The organism is Aeromonas sp. (genome assembly GCF_051657805.1).
Classification (GTDB): domain Bacteria; phylum Pseudomonadota; class Gammaproteobacteria; order Enterobacterales; family Aeromonadaceae; genus Aeromonas.
The window spans coordinates 422,584-439,507 of sequence record NZ_JBOFLJ010000010.1 but is presented as its reverse complement, the minus strand read 5'-3'; the positions used below and the strand labels follow the sequence as shown (position 1 = coordinate 439,507).

Genomic DNA, 16,924 nt, shown 5'->3' with positions numbered 1-16,924 from the left:
GGTGTGGCGAAATCACCAGAGAAAAAGAATTGTCCATCTGGACGTCTATCTTGACCAAATGCCCCTGACTCACTACCTTGAGCCCCCCATAGCGGCAGGATGCCCACCCTGTGCCCGACCCGAGTCGGATCCACGCAGGCCGCGACAGGAGGTCATTGTTCAAGTTTCGAGGAACACATGATCCAGACCCAACCCAGTGCCAGGGCCCTGCTGCCCCTGCTGGTCTTTCTCGCTCTCTTCATCGGTACCGGCACCTGGCTGACCCTGCAGGGGGTCGAATTCGCCTTCTATCAGCTGCCTGCCCCCGTCGCCGCCCTGCCCGCCGTCATGCTGGCGCTCATGCTGGGCAAAGAGGGGTTCAACAAGAACCTCGAGACCTTCTTCAAGGGGGTGGGTGACAGCAACATCATGGCCATGTGCCTCATCTACCTGCTGGCGGGGGCCTTCGCCACCGTGGCCAAGGCCACCGGTGGGGTGGATGCCACCGTGGCCCTGGGCCTTTCACTCATCCCGGGCTGGTGCCTGCTGCCGGGCCTCTTCCTCATCTCTGCCTTTATTGCCACCGCCATGGGCACCTCCATGGGGACAATCGGTGCCGTGGCGCCGGTAGCCCTCGGCGTGGCCCAGGCCACCGGCATCAGCCCGGTGCTGATGGCGGGCACCATACTCTCCGGCGCCATGTTCGGGGACAACCTCTCCATCATCTCCGACACCACGATCGCCGCCACCCGCAGCCAGGGCTGCGAGATGAAGGACAAGTTCCGCGAGAACGTCAAGATCGCCGCACCCGCCGCCGTGCTGGTGATCCTGCTCTATCTGCTGCTCGGCTCCACCGGGGATGTGCCCGCCTCCGCCGCCAGCGCCGATCTGCTCAAGGTGATGCCATACGTGCTGATCCTGGTGCTGGCACTGATCGGGGTGAATGTGTTCGTGGTGCTGGGGCTTGGCATCATAGCCGCCGGGGGCGTGGGCCTGCTGGGGGACTATCCCCTGGGTCAATTCAGCAAGGACATCTATCAGGGTTTCACCAGCATGCAGGAGATCTTCCTGCTCTCCATGCTCATCGGTGGCCTCGGCGCCCTGATGGAGCGTCAGGGGGGGTTGGCCTGGATCAGCGCCCGCATCGCGGCCCTCATCGCCCGCTTCACCCGTGCCCACGACGGCGAGCAGAACGAGAAGGCGGCGGAGCTCGGTATCGCCGGTGTGGTGAGCCTCACCAACCTCTGCACCGCCAACAACACGGTCGCCATCATAGTGGCGAGCAAGGTGGCACGGGATCTGGCCGAGCAACACGGAGTCACCCCGCGCCGCGCCGCCTCCATGCTGGATATCTTCTCCTGCGTGGTGCAGGGGCTCATCCCCTGGGGGGCCCAGGCCCTGCTGCTGGGCTCCATATTCGCACTGTCGCCGCTGGCGGTAGTGAGCATGAGCTTCTACCCCATGGCCTTGGCCCTGGCTGCCATCGTTGCGGTGTTTATCAAGCATCAAACGAGAAGCGCCGCCGAGCAGCGCCAAGCTGCCTGAGCATCAGCTTCTACCGCTGATGAGCACTGGTGCTGTCGGCCCTCGTCGCCGTCTTTATCAAGCACCAGACCCGCAGCGCGGCGGAGAACCGCCAGGTCGCCTGAGTATCCACCCCACGAGTGAAGGGCATGGCCAGTCATGCCCTTCACCGCTCTCAACCCCGATGAGCCGCCCCGGCTCCCGCTGTTCATCCCGCCACACCCTTGTTAAGGTAACCCCAGCCTTTCGTCCCCCTTTTCATCATCCTTAGGAGCCCCCATGCCGGATACGCAAGCCGCCGCCCCCGACGCGCGCCAGACCCTACGCCAGCTCATCCGCCAGCGCAGGCAGAGCCTGAGTCAGGACGAGCAGCAGGCCGCGGCCCAGCAGCTCGTCGCCCGCTTCAAGGAGCACCCCGAGATCCTGGCGGCCAAGCGCATCGCCCTGTATCTCGCCAACGACGGCGAGCTCAACCCCCTGCCCGCCATTCACTGGCTCTGGGCCCGGCAGAAGGAGGTCTACTTGCCGGTGCTGCACCCCTTCACCCCGGGGCATCTCTTGTTCCAGCGCTACACCGCCACCAGCCCCATGCTCCGCAATCGCTTCGGCATCCCGGAGCCCGAGCTCGACATGTCACAGGTGGTCCCCCACAGCATGCTGGACATCATCTGCACCCCGCTGGTGGCCTTCGATGCTGCGGGCAACCGGCTCGGCATGGGGGGGGGCTATTACGATCGCACCCTTGCCAGCTGGCACGAACACAGGCTGGGCCCCCTGCCGCTCGGCCTCGCCCACGATTGCCAGCAGGTGGATGCGGTGCCCAAGGAGCAGTGGGACGTGCCCCTGCCGCAGATCCTCACCCCGACCCGCTGCTGGGACTTCTCCCGCCTGGATGAGGCGTGATGAGTCACTGCCCGGCCCTTTTCTGACGAGTTGTTCGACTGCCATTGGCCCCCATGACCAATAAACAGGCAAACGATTTACATCTTGAGGGTTTTTGCCCCGGAACGTGAGCGAGGTGGTCGCCCTCGGGGGCAGGCTTGGATATAATGCGCCCGCTTTTTCCATAAGGATCCATCATGACTCAAGATGAAATGAAGAAGGCGGCCGGTTGGGCTGCGCTCGAATACGTGGTCCCCGGCACCATAGTCGGGGTCGGCACCGGCTCCACCGTCAATCACTTCATCGACGCACTGGCGACCATGAAAGATGAGATCAAGGGCGCCGTCTCGAGCTCAGTCGCCTCCACCGAGCGTCTCAAGGGCTTCGGCATCCCCGTGTTCGATCTCAACGAGATCGATGCCCTCTCCGTCTACGTCGATGGCGCCGACGAGATCAACGCCAGCCGCGACATGATCAAGGGCGGTGGCGCGGCCCTGACCCGCGAGAAGATAGTCGCCGCCGTGGCCGACAAATTCATCTGCATCATCGACAACACCAAGACGGTCCCCGTGCTCGGCACCTTCCCGCTGCCGGTGGAGGTGATCCCCATGGCCCGCGAATACGTGGCCCGCGAGATCAAGAAACTCGGCGGCAACCCCGTCTGGCGTGAAGGGGTGGTGACCGACAACGGCAACCACATCCTGGACATCAAGGGCATGGCCATTCACGACGCCAAGGGGCTGGAAGTGCAGCTCAACGCCATCGTGGGCGTGGTCACCAACGGCTTGTTCGCCCACCGCGGTGCTGATGTCGTGCTGATCGGTACCCCAGAAGGCGTGATCACTAACTAAGCCACGACGGGCTGGATGTGGTCACCAACGACCTCCATCTCACCCACCGCGGCACAGACGTGGTGCTGATCTGTACCCCGGAAGGCGTGATCACCAACTAAGCATCCCCTGTTGCGGAGCCGCTTGCAGCAGCGAGCCCGGAAGACTCCCCCTCACAGAGACCAACAGAAACGGTGCCTCCTGGCGCCGTTTCTGTTTATGGCTCAACGAGTTGCAAAGTCTCAGCTACAACTATCGTTGAAAACTTCAAAGAATTTGACTTTCGTCACAAATATTCCCTCTCCCGCACGTTTTTGCTACTTTACGGTTTTCTTCACATCGCATACCTGCACCGCTTTTCGCACTCATATATAAAACAGAGGGATCGTCATGACAGCCAAGTTTTCGCTGGACAAGGATAAAATCAAGGTGTTGCTGCTGGAGGGAGTCCATCCCAACACGGTGGAGACCTTCCGGGCTGCCGGTTATAGCAACGTGGAGTATCTCAAGACCTCGCTGTCGGAAGAGGATCTGATCGAGCGCATTCGCGACGTGCATTTCGTGGGCCTGCGCTCGCGCACCCAGCTCACCGAGAAGGTACTGGACGCCGCCGGCAAACTGGTAGCCATCGGCTGCTTCTGCATCGGCACCAACCAGGTCGCCCTCGACGCCGCCCACGTGCGCGGCATCCCGGTGTTCAACGCCCCCTTCTCCAACACCCGCTCCGTGGCCGAGCTGGTGCTGGGGGAGATACTGCTGCTGCTGCGCGGCATCCCCGAGAAGAACGCCAAGTGCCATCGCGGCGTCTGGGAGAAGCTCGCCAACCGCTCCGTCGAGGCCCGCGGCAAGAAGCTCGGCATCATAGGCTACGGCCACATCGGCACCCAGCTTGGCATCATCGCCGAGATGATCGGCATGAAGGTCTACTACTACGACATCGAGAACAAACTCTCCCTCGGCAACGCCATCCAGGTGCCGAACCTGGTGGAACTGCTCAACATGTCTGACGTCATCAGCCTGCACGTGCCGGAGACCGCCTCCACCAAGGATCTCATCGGTGCCGAGCAGCTGCGCATGATGAAACCGGGCGCCGTCTTCATCAACGCTTCCCGCGGTACAGTGGTGGACATCGAAGCCCTGGCGGAAGCCATCAAGAGCGGCCACCTGTCCGGTGCCGCCATCGACGTCTTCCCCGTCGAGCCCAAGTCCAACGACGAGGAGTTCCTGACTCCGCTGCGGGGCCTGGACAACGTCATCCTGACCCCCCACATCGGCGGCTCCACCCAGGAGGCCCAGGAGAACATCGGCCTGGAAGTGGCGAACAAGCTGGTGAAATACTCCGACAACGGCTCCACCCTCTCCGCCGTCAACTTCCCGGAGGTCTCCCTGCCCAGTCACAAGGGCTCCAGCCGCCTGCTGCACATCCACCGCAACCAGCCTGGGGTGATGAACCAGATCAACCAGATCTTCGCCGACGAGGGGATCAACATCGCCGGCCAATACCTGCAGACCAGCAGCCAGATCGGTTACGTGGTGATCGACGTGGAGACGGAGCACAGCGAGAAGGCCCTGACCAAGCTCAAAGAGGTCAGCGGCACCATACGCGCGCGTATTCTGCACTGATGCCCTGAGCCTTGCGCTCGGACAACAAAAAGCCCGTCACCATGACGGGCTTTTTTATGCCGCAGAACCTAACCCTGTTAGCTCCCTTCTCCCCTCGCGGGAGAAGGGTTGGGGATGAGGGGGAGAAGAGACCTCCCTCACCCAGGTCTCTCCCAAAGGGAGAGGGAAAATACGATATAAAAAATGAGGCCTGACCTACCACCAGCCCAGCAGATTGCGGCCCACCAGGGCGCCCCACACCAGGGCGTTGAGGGCCAGCGCGATAAAGACGGCGGCGGAGCCGAGATCCTTGGCGCGCCCCGAGAGCTCGTGATGCTCGGAGCCGACGCGGTCCACCACCGCCTCGATGGCGGAGTTCAGCACCTCGACAATCACCACCAGCCAGCTGATGCAGATGAGCAGCAGGATCTGGTTGAGGGAGTCACCGAGCCAGCAGGCCAGGGGCATCAACAGCAGGATCAGCACCAGTTCCTGACGGAAGGCCGCCTCGTTAACCCAGGCCGATTTGAGCCCCTTCATGCTGTAACCTGTGGCGTTGATGATGCGGGTGATCCCGGTTGCGCCTGGCTTTGCCACGATAACTACCTCATTTGAAATGGCTTTTGGGTTCACATCCTAGCAGAGCCCGCAATGGTTTCCATCAGGGGGTTTTTGCTTTATTTTATCCCTCTGCCTTTTCGGCACTTCATTTGTCAGGGTTCGTCAGACGACGTCCCACACCACCCACTCGAGAATTGAGTCGTATGTCCATTCACACCGATGAATTGCGCACCCGCCGCCTGGAGTCACTGATCACTCCGAGCGAACTCGCGCACGCCTTCCCCATCAACGACCAGATCGCCCAGAACCTGCTGGACGCCCGCCGGGAGGTGGAAGCCATTCTCGCCGGTGAGGATCAGCGCCTGCTGGTCATCGTCGGCCCCTGCTCCATCCACGATCCCGTCGCCGCCCACGAGTATGCCCAGTGCCTCAACGCCTTGCGCGAGCAGTACAAGGGCAGCCTCTGCATCGTCATGCGCACCTACTTCGAGAAGCCGCGCACCATAGTCGGCTGGAAGGGACTCATCAACGATCCGCGCCTGGATGGCAGCTTCGACGTCAACGAGGGGCTCAAGCTCGCCCGCAAGCTGCTGGTGGACATCAACGCCATCGGCATGCCCACCGCCACCGAGTTCCTCGACATGGTGACCGGCCAGTACATCAGCGACCTCATCACCTGGGGCGCCATCGGCGCGCGCACCACGGAATCCCAGGTGCACCGCGAGATGGCCTCCGCCCTCTCCTGCCCGGTCGGCTTCAAGAACGGCACCGACGGCAACACCCGCATCGCCATCGATGCGGTGCGCGCCGCCCGCCACAGCCACATCTTCTACTCCCCGGACAAGGACGGCAAGATGACCATCTACCGCACCGCCGGCAACCCCTTCGGCCACGTGATCCTGCGCGGCGGCCACAGGCCGAACTACGACACCGCCAGCGTGGACGAGGCGTGCGAGGCGCTGGCCGACGTGGGCCTGCCCGAGCGGCTGGTGGTGGATTTCAGCCACGGCAACAGCATGAAGGATCACCGCCGCCAGCTGCTGGTCGCCCAGGATATCTGCGATCAGCTGCGCCGCGGCCGCACCGGCATCGCCGGCATCATGGCCGAGAGCTTCCTGGTGGAGGGGCGTCAGGACGTGGAGAACGGCTGCGCCGCCACCTTCGGCCAGAGCATCACCGACGCCTGTCTCTCCTGGTCCGACACCGAAACCCTGCTGGCCATGCTGGCGGACGCGGCTCAAGTCCGTTTGACCAAGCAACAGGGCTAAACCACTCAGAGACCCTGTGCAAAGGGCCAGGCATCTCGGATGCCTGGCCCTTTCTTTTTTGTAGCGCGCTCAATGCAAGGTATCCCTCGCCAAGGCGACCCCTTCTCCCTCGCGGTAGAAAGGTCGGGGATGGGGCCAGGCACCTACAGGCTCGGCCTGAACCAGACTCGCCCGTCCGCCTCGATGCGATCCGTCCTTATCTGGAACACCCGTGCCAGCAGATCCTGATCGATGATCTCCACCCCGCCCTCGGCCACCAGCGCCCCCTGTTGCAGGCAGAGGATGCGATCCGCCCAGTCGATGGCGAGGTTGATGTCGTGGATGGCGAGCACCACCAGCAGCCCCTGCCTGGAGAGTCGCTTGAGCAACCGCAGCAGGGCCAGCTGGTGATGCAGATCCAGCCCGGCCAGCGGTTCGTCCAGCAGCAGCACCCGCCCCGCCGGGTTGAGTCCTGGCCAGATCTGCAGCAGGGTGCGGGCGATCAGCACCCGCTGCTGCTCGCCGCCGGAGAGGCGGCTGAAGTCCCGAGCCAGAAGCGCATCGAGCTCGAGCTCCCGGCACAGGGCCAATACCGCCTGGTTACGAGCGTCGGGATCGTCCGCCTCGTCCAGCCCCAGGCTCAGCACCTGGAATACCGGGATATGAAACAGCTGGGGTTGACGCTGGGGCAGCATGGCCCGCCGCCTGGCGAGCTCCGGCCAGCTCATGTCCGAGATGGATTGCCCCTCGAGCAGCACCTCCCCCTGCCCAGGCAGGAGGCCGGCCAGGGCGCCGAGCAGGGTCGACTTGCCGCTGCCGTTGGGGCCGAGCAGGGCCACCAGCTGGCCGTCGGCCCAGCCCAGATCCAGGGGGACAAGCCGTGCCGGGATGGCCAGGGCCCGGGCCGCCAGCACCGGTGAGGGAGCATTAACGGGAGACATCGGCATCTTGCCTCAACAGCAGGTAGATAAAGAGCGGCGCCCCCACCGAGGCGGTGATGACGCCTATGGGGAGCTCGCCGGCGCTCAGGGCCGAGCGGGCGATGAGATCGGCGCCGAGCAGCAGGGCGCCCCCCCCGAGGGCCGAGGCGGGCAAGAGGAAGCGCTGATCGCTGCCCCCACACAGGCGCAGCAGATGGGGCACCACCAGGCCGACGAAGCCGATGACGCCACACAGGGCCACCGCGAGGCCGGTGAGCAGGCAGACCGCCAGCACCAGTTGCACCCGCACCCTGTCCACGTCCAGTCCCATCAGGCGAGCCTGGGTCTCCCCCAGCAGCAGCTGTTGCAGGGCCCGCCCCTGCAGGCAGAGCCAGCCCAGGGTCAGCGGCAGCACCAGCCACCACCAGGCGAGTTGCTGACTGCCATAGGAAAGGCTGCCCATCATCCAGAACATGAATTCCCGCAGGGAGGCGTCGTCCGCGAAATACATCAGCCAGGTCATGGCGGCATTGGTGAGGATACCGATGGCGACCCCGAACAGCAGCAAGCGGGTGTGGCCGAGACGGGCCCGGTGCGCCAGCCGGATCAGCATCATGGTCACCACCAGGGCACCGCCGAAGGCGGCGAGGGAGAGCCCCCAGCCCGGCAGATAGACCCCGAGGGATCTGGCCACCGCCATGGCCACCATGGCCGCGAGCCCTGCGCCGCTCGAGACACCGAGCAGGCCGGGCTCCGCCACCGGGTTGTGCAGCATCACCTGCAACACGGCGCCGCCACAGGCGAGCGCCGCCCCCGCCAGCAGGGCCAGCAGGGCGCGGGGCAGACGCAAGTCCAGCAGGATGCGTTGCTCCAGCTCGCTCAGGGGGGGCCAGGGCAACAGCAGGAACTCCCCCCAGGCCAGGGAGAGCAGGAACAGGGAGAGGGTGAGCAGCAGCAGGGCGAGCAGCCAATAACGCTGCCAGCGCTGCTGGCGATGGATGAGAGCGAGATACAAGCAGGATCCCCGATGAGAGAGGTGCGACCCAAAACGGGCCGCCAACAGGGTGCATGATAACAGCGCCAGGCCACCCGAGGTCAAGGCTGGTAGGGCTTGGCCAGCGTCCCTATCTCGCCGCTGATGACCATCTCGTGCAGGGCCTTCGCCAGCACGGGCCCGAGGCCGTGATGGGGTGAGCGCTTGCTGATGCCGAGGTAGAGCACCACGGGGGATGGCGGCAGGTAATCCGCCTTGACCAGGGCACCGGCATTGCGCCGACTCAGGGCGTAATCCACCTGGCAGTCGGTGCCTATCATCAGCGGCAGGTGGCCGCGCTCCACCATGCGCTGCAACTGGGCCTCGGTCGGCACGCCGTGCTTGTCTATCCCGAGGTCCTCATCGAAGGGGGCGAAATAGGCCGAATTGAGCACATAACCCACCTCGCGCCCGCGCAGATCCTCGTAATCCTTGATGCCGGCCACGGCCCTGGCCTTGCCGTAGAACGCCGGGTTGCACTGGTAATAGGCCGGTTGCAGGTAATCGATGAAAACGGCGCGCTCCGGGGTCTTGGCGAGCCCTATCATGAGATCGGCCTGACCGGTCTGCATCTGTTTGAGGGCTCGCCCCCAGGGCACCCGCTTGAGTTCGAGGCTGACGCCGCTGCGGGCCTGCAAGCGGCGCAAGATGTCGATATCCAGGCCGTAAAACTTCCCATCCTGCGCCAGCATGCGAAAGGGGGGCCACACATCCGTCGCCACCGTCAGGGTCGGCGCGCCGTTTGCCATCGAGGCAAGGGGCGCGATGCAGGCAAACAGCAGACCAAGCACTCCCCAGCTTGTCTTGCCCATCCATTCCAGCCTTATGTTGCTTCATCCTTGTGGGGTAAAAATACCCTCAAGCCCCACTTATGGAAACCCACCCTCTCGAGATAAAATGCGATTGATTTTAAAGGAGAACCTAATGAACCCTATCGTCACCAGCATTGGCCTGTTGATCTGCAGCAACGTCTTCATGACCTTCGCCTGGTATGCCCATCTCAAGAGCATGAACCACAAGCCCTGGATCATCGCCGCCCTCATCAGCTGGGGTATAGCCCTGTTTGAATATCTGTTGCAGGTACCCGCCAACCGCATCGGCCATACCGTGCTGTCGGTGGGTCAGCTCAAGATCCTGCAGGAGGTGATCACCCTCACCGTCTTCGTCCCCTTCTCCATCTTCTATCTGAAAGAGGATCTGAAATGGGACTACCTCTGGGCCGGCCTCTGCATCCTGGGGGCAGTATTTTTTGTGTTTCGCGAGAAACTCACCGGCATCTGACCGGATACACTCAACCACATCTTCCCCATCGCATCTTTTTGAGTGAGAGGCCCCATGGAATTGCGAGACATGCTACAGACGCTGGCCAAACAGGATGGCTCAGACCTCTATCTCTCCACCGGCGCCCCCCCCTGCGCCAAGTTCAACGGCGCCCTGCGCCCCTTGAGCGAGACCCCACTCGGACCGGGTGAGGTGGCGAAGATTGCCGACGACATCATGGATGGGGAACAGAAGCAGCAGTTCGAGAAGGAGCTGGAGATGAACCTCGCCATCTCCCTGCCCCAGATTGGCCGCTTTCGCATCAACATCTTCAAGCAGCGCAACGAAGTCTCCCTGGTGGCGCGCAACATCAAGACGGAGATCCCCCGTTTCGAGGATCTGAAACTCCCCCCCGTGCTGCTCGACACCATCATGGAGAAGCGCGGACTGGTGCTGTTCGTCGGCGGCACGGGCTCGGGTAAATCGACGTCGCTGGCGGCCCTCATCGACCATCGCAACCGCAACCACAGCGGCCACATCATCACCATCGAGGATCCGGTGGAGTTCGTCCATCGCCATCGCAAGAGCATCATCAACCAGCGGGAGGTGGGGGTGGACACCCGCAGCTTCCACGCCGCCCTGAAGAACACCCTGCGCCAGGCCCCGGATGTGATCCTCATCGGCGAGATCCGCGATCGCGAGACCATGGAGCACGCCCTCGCCTTCTCCGAGACCGGGCACCTGGCCATCTCCACCCTGCACGCCAACAACGCGAACCAGGCGCTGGATCGCATCATCAACTTCTTCCCCGAGGAGCGCAGGCCCCAGCTGCTCAACGATCTGGGCAACAACCTGCAGGCCTTCGTCTCCCAGCGGCTGGTGAAGACCCTGGATGGCGGGAGACGGGCGGCGGTGGAGATCATGCTCGGCACCCACACCATCCGGGATCTCATCAAGCGCGGGGAGTTTGGCAGCCTCAAGGAGGTGATGGAGAAGTCCCAGGCCCTCGGCATGGTCACCTTCGACAATGCCCTGTTCGATCTGGTGGTGGAGGGGGTCATCGACGACGAGGAGGCGGTGAAGAATGCCGACTCCCAGAACAACCTGCGCCTGAAGATCAAGCTGTGGCGGGAGAAGGGGCAGATAGTCCAGAGCCCGGCCGCCAGCAGTTGGAGCCTGGAGCCCACCAAGGACGGCCAGCAGGATCCCTTCTAGTCGGGCCCATTGGCAGATAAAGATGTCACCGAGATATTGAAAGGGAGCCGAGATGGCTCCCTTTTCATCGATAGCAGTGGGAACACGGGCAAGATCCCTCTCGTTTCCCACCGATCGGCTCTCCCAGGTTGAGGCTTGCCGCACCGCCAGCCCCAGGCGGGACCTGGCCCTCATCTCCCGCCTCTCCTCGTTTATCCCCTGTTCTGGCCACGCTGGCCGCTCAAAACAAACTCATTTGCACCCCGGCAAAGCGAAATCGTGATTAGCGGCACTAACTCGCCAGTGGAAAACAGGCATTATCACTAATGATGGATCTAACAGGAGTGTTAAATGTTGTTATCACCCAACAATACAGCAAAATCACGACAGTTATTGAATGAAACCATGGCTCTCGTCCTCGCCGGAGGACGGGGCTGCGGCCTGCATCAGTTGACGGACAGCCGGGCGCTGCCTGCGGTACACTTCGGCGGCAAGTTCCGCATCATCGACTTCGTCCTCTCCAACTGCGTCAACTCGGGCATTCGCCGGATCGGGGTCATCACCCAGTACAAATCCCACAGCCTGCTGCGCCACCTGCAATCGGGCTGGTCCTTCCTGCGCTATCAGATGCATGAGTTCATCGAGCTGATGCCTGCCCAGCAACGGGTGGACGAGGTGCACTGGTATCGCGGCACCGCAGACGCCGTCTATCAGAATCTGGACATCATCCGCGAGCACGCCCCCAAGTATGTGGTAGTGCTCGCGGGGGATCACATCTACAAGATGGACTACACCGCCATGCTGCTGGATCACGTCAAGCTGGGGGCCAGGGTGACGGTGGCCAGCATAGAAGTCCCCCGTCAGGAGGCGAGCGCCTTCGGCGTGATGACCCAGGGGGAGGATCGCAGGATAGAGAGCTTCATCGAGAAACCCGCCCAGCCCGCCCCCATGCCGGGCAGGCCCGACAGCGCCCTGGCCTCCATGGGGCTCTACATCTTCAATGCCGACTACCTCTACCAGTTGCTGGAGGCGGATCTCGCCGATCCTCACTCTCACCACGACTTTGGCCGGGACGTGATCCCGAAGGCGGTCAGGGAGGGGGTCGCCTACGCCCACCCGTTCGCCGACTCCTGCGTCGGCGCCAGCGCGCAGCAGCGCCCCTACTGGCGCGATGTCGGCACCCTGGATGCCCTGTGGGAGGCCAACATGGATCTGACCTCCGTCACCCCTGAGCTGGATGTCTACGATCAGGACTGGCCTATCTGGACCAGCCAGAAGATGCTGCCCCCCGCCAAGTTCGTGCAGGATCGCCACGGCCAGCACGGCATGGTGATCAACTCCCAGCTGGCCGGCGGCACCATAGTCAACGGCTCCTTCATCCTGGACTCCGTGCTCTTCCCCAACGTGCGGGTCGACTCCTGCTGCACTCTGGAGCAGGCGGTGATCTTCCCCCAGGTCGAGATAGGGGCCGGCTGCCGGCTGCGCCGCGTCATCATCGACAAGGGCTGTACCCTGCCGGAGGGGCTGGTGGTCGGGGAGAACGCCGACGAGGACAGCCGCCGCTTCCATCGCACCGGGCAGGGGGTCGTGCTGGTGACCCGGGAGATGCTGGCCAGGCTGGGATAAGCCCCACCTCGGGCACACAGCGTCACAGAAAACGAAGAACCCGCCAGCGGCGGGTTCTTTTTGATGGGGTGAGCGGCAGGCTCAGCGCTTTTGTATCAACCCAATCTGGCCGGGTTCACACCACTCGAACATCACCTCCTGACTCTTGCCGCAGCAGGAGCCGCCGCACACCTGAGTCTCCCGCTTGGCGACGCGCCCCTTGCGCATCCAGACCCCGAGCATGGCCTCCACTGCATCTTCCGAGGTGTGGAAGTGGCGGGCCAGCTCCCGCCGGCTCACCCTCTGCTGGGTGGCGAGGTAATCCCCCAGTTCTCGCAGTATCATGCTTCTACCTCCTCTCGACTCACAGGGCCATCACCTTGCGGCCCGCGATGTCGCCATGACGGCGACCGAGCCACCAGAGCAGCGCCAGGGAGAGGCCATAGAAGGCCAGCCACAGCAGGCTCTGCTCCGGGTGGGCGGCAAAGGTGGCCAGCTGATAGAAGACGGTAGCGCACATGAAGGCCAAGTAGTTGCACCAGGCGGCGGTGAACAGGGCCCACTGACGGCCGGTTTCCCGCACCAAGGCGCCCATGGCGGCGGCGCAGGGCATGTAGAGCAGCACGAACAGCAGGTAGGCGAAGGCGCCGGCCACACCGTCGAAGTGGGTCTGCATGTTGCCATAGGTGGAGGTGTCCACCTCCTGCTCCTCGGCCGCGACCTGCTGGTTCTCCAGATCCCCGACCTTGATCCCCATGGGATCGGTCGGATCGATACCGGCGAGGTTCGCAGGTATGGTCGCCAGCGCCTCCTGCAGGCTGCCGAGCAGGGAGTACTCGCTCTCCTCCTCATCCCCGGCGCCACCGGCGTAGAGGCTGTTGAGGGTGGCCACCACGGCCTCCTTGGCGAAGATGCCGGTGAGGATGCCGACCGTCGCCTGCCAGTTCTCTTCCCGCACGCCTATGGGGTGCAGCACTGGGGTCACCGTCTGGCTGAGCTTGCTCAGCACGGAGTTCTCCTTGTCCTGGTTGCCGAAGCTACCGTCTGTGCCCAGCGAATTGAGCACGCTCAGCACGGCCACCATCAGCACTATGGTCTTGCCCGCGCCGAAGATGAAGGCCTTGAGCTTTTGCCAGGTGCGCAGTCCCACGTCCACCGGACGGGGCCACTCGTAGTCCGGCATCTCCATCACCATGGAGTCGCTCTTGCCCGGCAGCAGGGTGCTGCGCAGGAAGAGGCCGGTGAGTACCGCCGCCAGTATGCCGATGAGGTAGAGGCCGAACACCAGGTTCTGGCCCGACGCCGGGAAGAAGGCCACCGCGAACAGGGCGTAGACCGGCAGGCGCGCGCCGCAGGACATGAAGGGGGCCATGGCCGAGGTCATCAGCCGCTCCCGCTCCGAGTTGAGGGTACGGGTCGCCATCACCGCCGGCACCGTGCAGCCGAAGCCCATCAGCATGGGCACGAAGGCCTTGCCGGGCAGACCGAGACGGCGCATCAGGGCATCCACCACGAAGGCGGCGCGGGCGAGGTAGCCCGAGCTCTCCAACACGGCGAGGAAGAGGAACAGACAGCCCACCACGGGGATGAAGGTCGCCACCGTCTGCAGACCGGCGCCTATGCCATCCCCCAGCACCGCATCCAGCCAGGCAGGGGCACCCACCAGGCCGAGCAGATGGTGCACCCCGTCCACGAACAGGGCCGCCCCCATGATGTCGAAGAAATCGATGAAGGCGCTGCCCACATTGATGGCGAACATGAACATCAGGTACATCACCAACAGGAAGAAGGGGATGCCAATCCAGCGGTTGAGCAGCACCTTGTCCAGCCACTCGCTCTGGGCGATGGTGAGCTTGCCCTTCTGCTTGCACGCCTGCTGGCACCAGTGATGGATGTGACCGTAGCGCAGATCGGCCAGTTGCAGGTCGATGTCCTGGGCGCCATGGGCCCGGTTGACCAAGTTGCCGACGGCGGCCTGCTGGCCGGCCAGCACAGTCTCCTGCATGGCGTCATCTTCTTCCAGCAGGCGCAGGGCGCGGCCACGGGGGCTCAGATGATGGGGGGCGAGCAGGGTCTCGAGTTCTGCTATGTCGGCTTCCAGCGGCTGACCATAGTCGAGCACCAGGGCCGGCGCCGCCTTGCCGATGAAGGTCTGGATCTGCCCCTTGAAGGCCGCCACCTGCTGGCGGTTGTGGGCAGAGAGCGACACCACGGGGCAACCCAGGGCCTCGCTCAGCAGGGATTCATCTATGGTGACGCGGCGCTTTTGCAGCAGATCCATCTTGTTGAGCACCACCACCATGGGCAGGCCCAGCTCACGCAGTTGCAGGGTGAGGTAGAGGGAGCGCTCCAGGTTGGCGGCATCGATGACGTTGAGCAGCAAGTCGGGCTGCTGCCCCTCGACGAAGCGGCTGGCGATCTGCTCGTCCAGGCTCGCCTCCTGATTGGCGAGGGCATAGATGCCGGGCAGGTCCATCAATTGGTAGTCGTGATCCCCTGCGGAGAACTCGCCCATCTTCTTGTCGACGGTGACCCCGCTCCAGTTGCCTACCTGTTGGCGGGCACCGGTGAGGGCGTTGAACAGGGATGTCTTGCCGCTGTTGGGATTGCCGACGGTGACCAGGTTGTAGCTCATACCGGTTCCACCTCGATTCGATGATTCAGGCTCTTTTGCTGTGAGTGGCTCATGGTGCTTCCGCCTCGATAAGTTGAACCGGACTCTTCTGCTGCAAGTAGGTTCATACCGGCTCCACCTCGATTTGCTGTGCCAGGCTCTTTTGCATGGAGAGACAGATGCCCTGGCACTGGATCTGAAGCGGATCCCCGAGGGGCGCCGCCCGCAGGAAGATGACCTCGGTCTGGGGCAAGAGTCCCATCACCATCAACTTGCGTCGCAGCGGGCGCGTCAACTGATTCATGTTCTTGATGCGGGCGCTCTGCCCCGGCGACAACTGCGTGAGTACCATGACGGACCCCTGATGAGAAACAAGAATAATTCGCTTTTAGTCGGGGAATTATAAGCTGTGCCCCCAACATTTATTTGCGTAAAATCAAACTCCCCTCAGCTAATCCACAAAGAACAGCCATGACCCCAGACAACAACAGCCGCCTGGTTTACAGCACGGATGGCGGCATGATCAAAGAGCAGACCGGCCCCCAAAGCGCCTCCCCCTTCCCCGCCGACGGCATCGTTCGCATTCGCCGCGAGACCAAGGGGCGCAAGGGCGCCGGCGTCATCAGCATCCATGGCGTGCCGGTCGATCAGCAGAAAACCATCGCCACCCTGCTCAAGAAAAAATGCGGCACCGGCGGGGGCTTGAAGGAGGGGATCATCGAGATCCAGGGTGACAAACGGGACCTTATCAAGGCCGAACTGGAGAAGGCGGGCTTCAGCGTCAAGCTGGTCGGCGGCTGATGCCCCGCTTTTCGCCCTTGTTTCGCCCCCCCTTTTTCCCTAGAATGCCCGCTCCCATCGAGGGGGAGTAGTCTCGCCACCGGTTTAGCTGTTAGCCAAAGCCGACGCGCGATCCTGATCAACACACTTGGTGCCAACTCACCATGGTCAGGATGATCCGGGCAATGCCGGATTTGACAAGACCTTTGACGGGCCAGTGCCAATACCGGGGACGGATGGCGCAGGCTTGTCTCAGGTATAACAATTCCGTCCCCCGGTTATTTTTTATGGAAGCCTTGTTAACCTCAACCCTGAGCGTGGCTATCGCCGAAATTGGCGACAAGACCCAGCTGCTGGCGTTGCTCCTCATCTGTCGTTTCAAGAAACCCTGGCCCATCATAGCCGGCATGCTGGCGGCGACCCTGCTCAACCACGCCGGCGCCGCCTGGCTCGGCGGATTCATCAGCAACTGGCTCGATCCCAAGCTCATGACCTACCTGGTGGCCGCGGCCTTCATCGCCATGGCGCTCTGGATCCTGGTGCCGGACAAGATGGACGACGAGGAGAGCTCTCTCGACAAATACGGCCCCTTTATGGCCACTTTCGTGCTCTTCTTCATCGCCGAGATTGGCGACAAGACCCAGATAGCCACAGTGCTGCTGGCGGCCAAGTACGACTCCCTCTCTCAGGTCATTGCCGGCACCACCCTCGGCATGATGCTGGCGAACGTGCCCGTGGTGCTGCTCGGCAAGCTTGGCGCCGACAAGCTGCCCCTCAAGGGGATCCGCATCGCCTGCGCCATCCTGTTCGTGGGGCTCGGGGTCAGCACCCTTATCTTCGTCTGATTGGCCCCATAAGGCGGGGAGGTCAGCGTGAGCACTGACTTACCCCAC

The 16,924-nt window shown here is 63.1% G+C and carries 17 protein-coding genes; 10 read left to right on the top strand and 7 right to left on the bottom strand.

Features of this window, described 5'->3' with window-relative positions; translation table 11 throughout:
• Window positions 1-177: 177 nt before the first annotated feature.
• The 4 genes from ACRCYW_RS04690 to serA all read left to right on the top strand — a co-directional run bounded on the left by ACRCYW_RS04690 (window position 178) and on the right by serA (window position 4,838).
• Window positions 178-1,524 carry a Na+/H+ antiporter NhaC family protein gene (locus tag ACRCYW_RS04690; protein ID WP_438548987.1) on the top strand — a complete coding sequence of 449 codons (1,347 nt, stop codon included), beginning with the start codon at window positions 178-180 and terminating at the stop codon, window positions 1,522-1,524.
• A gap of 258 nt (window positions 1,525-1,782) precedes the next feature.
• A complete protein-coding gene (locus ACRCYW_RS04685) occupies window positions 1,783-2,406 on the top strand; it encodes a 5-formyltetrahydrofolate cyclo-ligase (protein ID WP_438548986.1) in 624 nt (207 codons plus the stop codon).
• 176 nt (window positions 2,407-2,582) lie between these two features.
• The gene (rpiA, locus tag ACRCYW_RS04680; RefSeq protein WP_438548985.1) at window positions 2,583-3,236 is read left to right on the top strand and encodes a ribose-5-phosphate isomerase RpiA; all 654 of its coding nucleotides are present in this window, start codon (window positions 2,583-2,585) and stop codon (window positions 3,234-3,236) included.
• A 369-nt stretch (window positions 3,237-3,605) separates the two neighbouring features.
• A complete protein-coding gene (gene serA, locus ACRCYW_RS04675; RefSeq protein WP_438548984.1) occupies window positions 3,606-4,838 on the top strand; it encodes a phosphoglycerate dehydrogenase in 1,233 nt (410 codons plus the stop codon).
• Window positions 4,839-5,033: 195 nt separating this feature from the next.
• On the opposite strand, the gene ACRCYW_RS04670 is transcribed toward serA, so the two are convergent.
• A complete protein-coding gene (locus tag ACRCYW_RS04670) occupies window positions 5,034-5,414 on the bottom strand; it encodes a diacylglycerol kinase (protein ID WP_438548983.1) in 381 nt (126 codons plus the stop codon).
• 167 nt (window positions 5,415-5,581) lie between these two features.
• Here ACRCYW_RS04670 and ACRCYW_RS04665 point away from each other — a divergent pair, with 167 nt between their 5' ends.
• Window positions 5,582-6,646 (top strand): 3-deoxy-7-phosphoheptulonate synthase, encoded by a 1,065-nt coding sequence (locus tag ACRCYW_RS04665; protein WP_438548982.1) that lies wholly within the window; start codon window positions 5,582-5,584, stop codon window positions 6,644-6,646.
• Between the two features lie 143 nt (window positions 6,647-6,789).
• Here ACRCYW_RS04665 and ACRCYW_RS04660 read toward each other — a convergent pair whose 3' ends face one another.
• From ACRCYW_RS04660 to ACRCYW_RS04650, 3 genes are all read right to left on the bottom strand, one after another.
• Window positions 6,790-7,566 (bottom strand): ATP-binding cassette domain-containing protein, encoded by a 777-nt coding sequence (locus ACRCYW_RS04660; protein ID WP_438548981.1) that lies wholly within the window; start codon window positions 7,564-7,566, stop codon window positions 6,790-6,792.
• Window positions 7,553-8,560, bottom strand: coding sequence for a vitamin B12 ABC transporter permease BtuC (gene btuC / locus ACRCYW_RS04655; protein WP_438548980.1), 1,008 nt, complete (start codon window positions 8,558-8,560; stop codon window positions 7,553-7,555). Before btuC ends, ACRCYW_RS04660 begins: the two co-directional genes overlap by 14 nt.
• 80 nt (window positions 8,561-8,640) lie before the next feature.
• A complete protein-coding gene (locus tag ACRCYW_RS04650; RefSeq protein ID WP_438548979.1) occupies window positions 8,641-9,390 on the bottom strand; it encodes a substrate-binding periplasmic protein in 750 nt (249 codons plus the stop codon).
• 112 nt (window positions 9,391-9,502) lie between these two features.
• On the opposite strand from ACRCYW_RS04650, the gene ACRCYW_RS04645 reads away from it, so the two are divergent.
• The 3 genes from ACRCYW_RS04645 to glgC all read left to right on the top strand — a co-directional run bounded on the left by ACRCYW_RS04645 (window position 9,503) and on the right by glgC (window position 12,658).
• Window positions 9,503-9,859: a DMT family protein gene (locus ACRCYW_RS04645; RefSeq protein WP_100861114.1), complete on the top strand. Its 357-nt coding sequence runs from the start codon at window positions 9,503-9,505 to the stop codon at window positions 9,857-9,859.
• Window positions 9,860-9,913: 54 nt separating this feature from the next.
• Window positions 9,914-11,053, top strand: a complete 1,140-nt coding sequence (tapW, locus tag ACRCYW_RS04640) for a type IVa pilus ATPase TapW (RefSeq protein ID WP_438548978.1) — start codon at window positions 9,914-9,916, stop codon at window positions 11,051-11,053.
• A gap of 330 nt (window positions 11,054-11,383) precedes the next feature.
• A complete protein-coding gene (gene glgC, locus ACRCYW_RS04635) occupies window positions 11,384-12,658 on the top strand; it encodes a glucose-1-phosphate adenylyltransferase (protein ID WP_438548977.1) in 1,275 nt (424 codons plus the stop codon).
• A gap of 81 nt (window positions 12,659-12,739) precedes the next feature.
• On the opposite strand, the gene ACRCYW_RS04630 is transcribed toward glgC, so the two are convergent.
• From ACRCYW_RS04630 to ACRCYW_RS04620, 3 genes are all read right to left on the bottom strand, one after another.
• Window positions 12,740-12,982, bottom strand: coding sequence for a FeoC-like transcriptional regulator (locus ACRCYW_RS04630; protein ID WP_438548976.1), 243 nt, complete (start codon window positions 12,980-12,982; stop codon window positions 12,740-12,742).
• A 19-nt stretch (window positions 12,983-13,001) separates the two neighbouring features.
• Window positions 13,002-15,272 carry a Fe(2+) transporter permease subunit FeoB gene (gene feoB, locus ACRCYW_RS04625; protein WP_438548975.1) on the bottom strand — a complete coding sequence of 757 codons (2,271 nt, stop codon included), beginning with the start codon at window positions 15,270-15,272 and terminating at the stop codon, window positions 13,002-13,004.
• A gap of 103 nt (window positions 15,273-15,375) precedes the next feature.
• On the bottom strand, window positions 15,376-15,603 hold the full coding sequence (locus tag ACRCYW_RS04620) for a FeoA family protein (RefSeq protein WP_100861119.1): 228 nt from the start codon (window positions 15,601-15,603) through the stop codon (window positions 15,376-15,378).
• 119 nt (window positions 15,604-15,722) lie between these two features.
• Between ACRCYW_RS04620 and ACRCYW_RS04615 the strand changes: the two genes are divergently transcribed.
• Together ACRCYW_RS04615 and ACRCYW_RS04610 are read left to right on the top strand one after the other, a co-directional pair.
• Window positions 15,723-16,052 (top strand): translation initiation factor, encoded by a 330-nt coding sequence (locus ACRCYW_RS04615; protein ID WP_438548974.1) that lies wholly within the window; start codon window positions 15,723-15,725, stop codon window positions 16,050-16,052.
• Window positions 16,053-16,318: 266 nt separating this feature from the next.
• Window positions 16,319-16,876, top strand: coding sequence for a TMEM165/GDT1 family protein (locus ACRCYW_RS04610; protein ID WP_438548973.1), 558 nt, complete (start codon window positions 16,319-16,321; stop codon window positions 16,874-16,876).
• The last annotated feature ends 48 nt before the right edge of the window (window positions 16,877-16,924 follow it).